The sequence below is a fragment of the Streptomyces sp. CLV115 genome (assembly GCF_038448545.1).
Taxonomy (GTDB): Bacteria; Actinomycetota; Actinomycetes; order Streptomycetales; family Streptomycetaceae; genus Streptomyces; species Streptomyces sanglieri.
The window spans coordinates 1-5,416 of sequence record NZ_JBCEWQ010000276.1; the positions used below are offsets into that span (position 1 = coordinate 1).

At 71.3% G+C, this 5,416-nt stretch carries 7 protein-coding genes; 2 read left to right on the plus strand and 5 right to left on the minus strand.

Annotated features, from left to right (window positions below; genetic code table 11):
• Nucleotides 1-549, minus strand: a 549-nt coding sequence (locus AADR41_RS40970; RefSeq protein WP_342287458.1) for a biotin carboxylase N-terminal domain-containing protein, incomplete at its 3' end; no start/stop codon positions are given.
• 410 nt (nucleotides 550-959) lie between these two features.
• Between AADR41_RS40970 and AADR41_RS40975 the strand changes: the two genes are divergently transcribed.
• Nucleotides 960-1,421, plus strand: coding sequence for a hypothetical protein (locus AADR41_RS40975; RefSeq protein WP_342287460.1), 462 nt, complete (start codon nucleotides 960-962; stop codon nucleotides 1,419-1,421).
• A 210-nt stretch (nucleotides 1,422-1,631) separates the two neighbouring features.
• Here AADR41_RS40975 and AADR41_RS40980 read toward each other — a convergent pair whose 3' ends face one another.
• The 4 genes from AADR41_RS40980 to AADR41_RS40995 form a co-directional block, all read right to left on the minus strand.
• A complete protein-coding gene (locus AADR41_RS40980; RefSeq protein WP_342287462.1) occupies nucleotides 1,632-2,243 on the minus strand; it encodes a Maf family protein in 612 nt (203 codons plus the stop codon).
• Between the two features lie 53 nt (nucleotides 2,244-2,296).
• Nucleotides 2,297-2,425 (minus strand): morphogenic membrane protein MmpB, encoded by a 129-nt coding sequence (gene mmpB, locus AADR41_RS40985; RefSeq protein ID WP_259929864.1) that lies wholly within the window; start codon nucleotides 2,423-2,425, stop codon nucleotides 2,297-2,299.
• 167 nt (nucleotides 2,426-2,592) lie between these two features.
• Nucleotides 2,593-2,814 (minus strand): acyl-CoA carboxylase epsilon subunit, encoded by a 222-nt coding sequence (locus AADR41_RS40990; RefSeq protein WP_342287463.1) that lies wholly within the window; start codon nucleotides 2,812-2,814, stop codon nucleotides 2,593-2,595.
• A 14-nt stretch (nucleotides 2,815-2,828) separates the two neighbouring features.
• Complete coding sequence (locus tag AADR41_RS40995) at nucleotides 2,829-4,412, minus strand: acyl-CoA carboxylase subunit beta (protein WP_342287466.1); 1,584 nt, start codon at nucleotides 4,410-4,412, stop codon at nucleotides 2,829-2,831.
• Between the two features lie 134 nt (nucleotides 4,413-4,546).
• Here AADR41_RS40995 and AADR41_RS41000 point away from each other — a divergent pair, with 134 nt between their 5' ends.
• On the plus strand, nucleotides 4,547-5,413 hold the full coding sequence (locus tag AADR41_RS41000; RefSeq protein WP_342287468.1) for a biotin--[acetyl-CoA-carboxylase] ligase: 867 nt from the start codon (nucleotides 4,547-4,549) through the stop codon (nucleotides 5,411-5,413).
• Nucleotides 5,414-5,416 lie beyond the last annotated feature (3 nt).

Below are 5,416 nucleotides of genomic sequence, written 5' to 3' on the forward strand. Positions count from 1 at the left end.
CGCGGAGTCGTAGAGCTCCGGGATCTCCTGAAGTGTGCGTGCGACCTTCAGCCCGCGTCCGCCGCCGCCGAAGGCGGCCTTGATCGCGATCGGCAGCCCGTTCTCCTCGGCGAACGCCACGACCTCGGCAGAGCCTCCGACCGGGTCGGGGGTGCCCGCGACCAGCGGGGCCCCGGCACGCTGCGCGATGTGCCGGGCGGCGACCTTGTCGCCGAGGTCCCGGATCGCCTGCGGCGGCGGGCCGATCCAGGTCAGCCCGGCATCGAGGACGGCCTGCGCGAACTCGGCGTTCTCCGACAGGAACCCGTAACCCGGATGGACCGCGTCGGCACCGGAGTCCTCGGCAGCCTGGAGCACCTTGGCCATGTCCAGATAACTGGCGGCCGGGGTGTCACCGCCCAGAGCGAATGCCTCGTCGGCCGCACGCACGTGCAGAGCATCGCGGTCCGGGTCTGCGTAGACGGCCACGCTCCCGATCCCGGCATCCCGGCATGCCCGAGCAACACGGACAGCAATTTCGCCACGGTTGGCGATGAGCACCTTGCGCACGATGGCTCCCTCCTTGAAACAAGCTGAGTTTAGGGACTACCGACACGGCCCTACGACCCGTCCCCAATGGTGAGCTTGCCCACACGGAGTGTGATTCGAGGCTTGCTCAAGTCGCGAAATCCCTTGTGGCACCACGGTACGCCGGGTTTCATAACCGCACAGTAGCCACGAGGTGTGGTCCAGGTCTCTGTTCGTACGGACTGCGACTCCGCGCGTTTCTTTGTCGAGTCCCCACTAATGGGCGAACAATTCTTTGCCCGACGCACTTGGGTCGCGACAAGGCGCGTGCGGGAGGAGTGCGCCGGCGTACGCCGCGAGCGCGGGGCGTAAGCGGAGATCGCCGGACCCTTGTCCGGAGCATTACCGGTTAGTAGGGTCCGCGCTATCGCTCGTACTGCAGGTAACAGGGGGTGGACACCGTGGTGCGCAGACCGGTGGCGTTCGTGGCCGCGATCGTGCTGTTCGTGGAGGCCGTGGGCATCGTGCTCATCAACGGCATCCTGGCGACGGTGGTCAAGAACCAGGACATGTCGCTGGCCGGGATGGACCCCGCCGTCATGTCGAACGGCACCTGGGCGATGGGCGGCGTCTTCGGCCTGTACCTGCTGCTGTGCGGGCTGCTCCTGCTGCTGGCCGGCATCCGCGACCGGGCCCCCGGCCGCTTCGCCCGCATCGTCCTGATCGTCTGCGCCGTGGTGCACGCGGTGCTGGGTGCGCTGACGGTCGGGCTGCTCGGCTGGGCCGCGTTCGCGAGCATGATGGTGGTGTTCGGGCTGATAGTGCTCACGCTGGTGGCGTACGGCACCCCGTCGGACGGGCCCGCCGACGAGCCCGCCGAGGGCGCCGGAGCGGGCGCCCCCGCGCCGGTCTGATCCCGCGCGCCGGTCTGACCCCCCGCGCCGGTCCGACCCCGCGCGCCGGGATGTCCGCCGGTCCTCGGGCCGGACGGTGGCCCGGACCCATGCGGACGCAGGTCCCGGACCCATGCGGCCGCCGGTCCCGGGGCCGGGGCGTCCGCTCGGACCCGGCCCGGAACCCGGACCCGGCCCGGGAGGCCGCTCGGACCCGGCCCGGAACCCGGATCAGGCCCAGAGCCCGGTGACGGAGATCCCCAGCTCGCCCAGCAGCCGGCGCAGCAGCGGCAGCGAGAGCCCGATGACATTGCCGTGGTCGCCCTCGATGGAGTCGACGAAGGGGGCCGAACGGCCGTCCAGGGTGAAGGCGCCCGCCACGCGGAGCGGCTCGCCGGTGGCCACGTAGGCGGCGATCTCGGCGTCCGTCGGTTCGCCGAAGCGGACGGTGGTCGAGGCGGTCGCCGAGGTGGTGCGCCCGGTCGCGGTGTCGATCACGCTGTGACCGGTCTGCAGCACCCCGGCCCGGCCGCGCATGGACTTCCAGCGGGCGATTGCCTCCTCGGCGTCGGCCGGCTTGCCGAGCGCCTCGCCGTCGAGTTCGAGCACCGAGTCGCAGCCGATGACCAGGGCGCCCGCCGCCTCCGGCCGGCCGGCCACCGCCGCGGCCTTGGCCTCGGCGAGCACCAGCGCCAGTTCGGCCGGGGTCGGGGCGCTCAGCGCGTCCTCGTCCACCCCGCTCACGATCACCTCGGGCGCGAAGCCGGCCTGCCGCAGCAGACCGAGACGGGCGGGGGAGGCGGAGGCGAGCACGAGACGGCGCTGATCAGTCATACGGGCCATCGTAGAAGAGCCGCGCCGGGCCGGTCCCCGGCCCCGTACGGCGGCCCTCGGCCTCAGCGCAGCCCGAGCACGAACATCGCGACCACCATCGCGAGGGCGAGGACCAGCCCCGCACGGCGCATCATGTCCTGGGCGTCGCGCAGTTCCTTCGGGGGCTTGTTCTCGGGGTCGGACCACAGCATGGAAACGATCCTGCTGCCGCGGCGGGCGGCGCGCCTGAGTACGGGTACTCAGCCGCCGTGGCACGAACCGGCCGGATCGCCCCCGGACGCACCGGAGGTCCGGACCAGAAGGGTCCGGACCTCCGGAAACGCTGTGCGGGGATGCCCGGCGACCACCGGGATCGCGGCTACCCGGGCCAGTACGTCCGGGCCCAGGCCCGCGGCCCCGGCAGATGACGTGTGCGCCGGGCGATGCGTCCCGGGTCGGACCACTGGCCGGGCAGCGGCGGCCCGCCGGCCGGTCCGCCTGCCGGATCCTCGGACGTCGTCGCCGCGGCGCGCGCCCGCACCACCGCCAGTGCGGCTGCCAGCTCCTCCGGGGTCGGGTTGCCCCGTACGACCTTGATCATGGCCAGGACCCTTTCTAGAGGGGGATGTTGCCGTGCTTCTTCGGGGGCAGCGACTCCCGCTTGGTGCGCAGCTGGCGCAGCCCCTTCACGATGTGCGCGCGGGTGTCGGACGGCATGATCACCGCATCGACGTAACCGCGCTCCGCCGCCACGTACGGGTTGAGCAGGGTGTCCTCGTAGTCGGCGATCAGCTCGGCGCGGGTGGCGTCCTGATCCTCGGCGGCGGCGATCGTGCGGCGGTGCAGGATGTTCACCGCACCCTGCGCGCCCATCACCGCGATCTGCGCGGTCGGCCAGGCGAGGTTGATGTCGGCGCCGAGGTGCTTGGAGCCCATGACGTCGTACGCGCCGCCGAACGCCTTGCGGGTGATCACGGTGATCAGCGGGACGGTCGCCTCGGCGTACGCGTAGATCAGCTTGGCGCCGCGGCGGATGATGCCGCCGTACTCCTGGTCGACACCGGGCAGGAAGCCGGGGACGTCGACGAAGGTCAGCACGGGCACGTTGAAGGCGTCGCAGGTACGGACGAAGCGCGCGGCCTTCTCGCTCGCGTTGATGTCCAGGCAGCCGGCGAACTGCATCGGCTGGTTGGCGACGATGCCGACCGGGTAGCCCTCGACGCGCCCGAAGCCGGTGATGATGTTCGGCGCGAACAGGGCCTGCGTCTCCAGGAACTCACCGTCGTCCAGCACGTGTTCGATGGCGGAGTGCATGTCGTACGGCTGGTTCGCCGAGTCCGGGATGAGGGTGTCGAGCTCGCGGTCCTCGTCCGTGGTGGCGAGCTCCGCCGTCTCGGGGAAGGCGGGCGCCTCGGACAGGTTGTTCGAAGGGAGGTACGAAAGCAGCGACTTGACGTACTCGATGGCGTCCTTCTCGTCGCCCGCCATGTGGTGCGCCACCCCGGAGGTGGTGTTGTGGGTACGGGCGCCGCCGAGCTCCTCGAAGCCCACGTCCTCGCCGGTGACCGTCTTGATGACGTCGGGACCGGTGATGAACATGTGCGAGGTCTGGTCGACCATGACCGTGAAGTCGGTGATCGCGGGGGAGTAGACCGCGCCGCCCGCGCACGGTCCGACGATCAGCGAGATCTGCGGCACGACGCCCGAGGCGTGCACATTGCGGCGGAAGATCTCGGCGAACAGCCCGAGCGCGGCCACGCCCTCCTGGATCCGGGCGCCGCCACCGTCGTTGATGCCGATGACCGGGCAGCCGGTCTTCAGCGCGAAGTCCATCACCTTGACGATTTTCTCACCGTAGACCTCGCCGAGCGAGCCGCCGAAGATGGTGAAGTCCTGCGAGTAGACGCAGACGGGGCGGCCGTCGACCGTGCCGTAGCCGGTGACGACGCCGTCCCCGTACGGGCGGTTCTTCTCGATGCCGAAGTTGGTCGAGCGGTGCCGGGCGAATTCGTCGAGCTCCACGAAGGAACCCTCGTCGAGCAGCAGATCGACCCGTTCGCGCGCGGTCAACTTGCCCTTGGCGTGCTGCTTCTCGACCGCGCGTTCGGAGCCCGCGTGCGTCGCCTCGTCGATACGGCGCTGCAGGTCCGCGAGCTTGCCCGCGGTGGTGTGGATGTCGGTCTCTTCCGGCTCGGACATCGGGTGGCGGCTCCCTGCCTGGTCACGGGGACGACTGTGCTGCTGAACAGGTACTGAAACACCTACTGATCCGTAGGGTATCGGCGCGGATACGGTTCGGCAGTGCGTCGTTTGCCACACCTAGTCTGGCTTGCATGACACCTTCGGATACGCCACAGAGCCGTTGGTCGGACCTGGACCGACCGCCCCTGAACGTCCCCGCCCTGCGCCGCGGACTGCTGCGGCCCGGCGGACTGTGGACCTCGCTGGACGTGGTGGAGACCACCGGGTCCACCAACTCCGATCTCGCCCGGCGCGCGGCCGCGGGGCTCGACGAGGGCACCGTGCTGGTCGCCGAGGAGCAGACCGCGGGCCGCGGCCGCCTCGATCGCACCTGGACGGCTCCGGCCCGTTCGGGCCTGTTCCTCTCCGTCTACCTGAAGCCGGGCGACATCCCGGCCGAGCGGTGGGGCTGGCTGCCGCTGCTCACCGGGGTCGCCGCGGCGACCGGCCTGGCGAAATCCGCGGGCGTCGACACGGCCCTGAAGTGGCCCAACGACCTCCTGGTCACGGTGGAGGGCGTGGAACGCAAGGCGGGCGGCATCCTGGCCGAGCGCGCCGGGGACGGCGTGGTCGTCGGCATGGGCCTCAACGTCTCCCTGCGCGCCGATGAACTGCCCGCCCCCACGGCAGCCTCGCTGGCGCTGGCCGGTGCGGTCTCCACCGACCGCGAGACGCTGCTGCGGGGCGTGCTGCGCTCGCTGGAGCACTGGTACGGCCAGTGGCGCGCGGCGGACGGCGACGCGGCGGCGAGCGGCCTGCAGGAGGCGTACGCGGCGGGCTGCGCGACGCTGGGCCGGACGGTACGGGCCCAGCTTCCCGGCGACCGCACGCTCACCGGGGAGGCCGTGGCGATCGACGGCGACGGCCGCCTGGTCCTCTCCACCGGCAACGGCCTCCAGGAACCCGTCTCGGCCGGCGACATCGTCCACCTGCGGGGCGCGGGGGGCGGCCTGGTCTGAGGG

Coding starts and splice junctions, on each gene's coding strand:
- AADR41_RS41000 (WP_342287468.1), top strand. CDS start 4,547: ATGACACCTTCGGATACGCCACAGAGCCGTTGGTCGGACCTGGACCGA.
- AADR41_RS40995 (WP_342287466.1), bottom strand. CDS start 4,412: ATGTCCGAGCCGGAAGAGACCGACATCCACACCACCGCGGGCAAGCTC.
- AADR41_RS40980 (WP_342287462.1), bottom strand. CDS start 2,243: ATGGCCCGTATGACTGATCAGCGCCGTCTCGTGCTCGCCTCCGCCTCC.
- mmpB (WP_259929864.1), bottom strand. CDS start 2,425: ATGCTGTGGTCCGACCCCGAGAACAAGCCCCCGAAGGAACTGCGCGAC.
- AADR41_RS40990 (WP_342287463.1), bottom strand. CDS start 2,814: ATGATCAAGGTCGTACGGGGCAACCCGACCCCGGAGGAGCTGGCAGCC.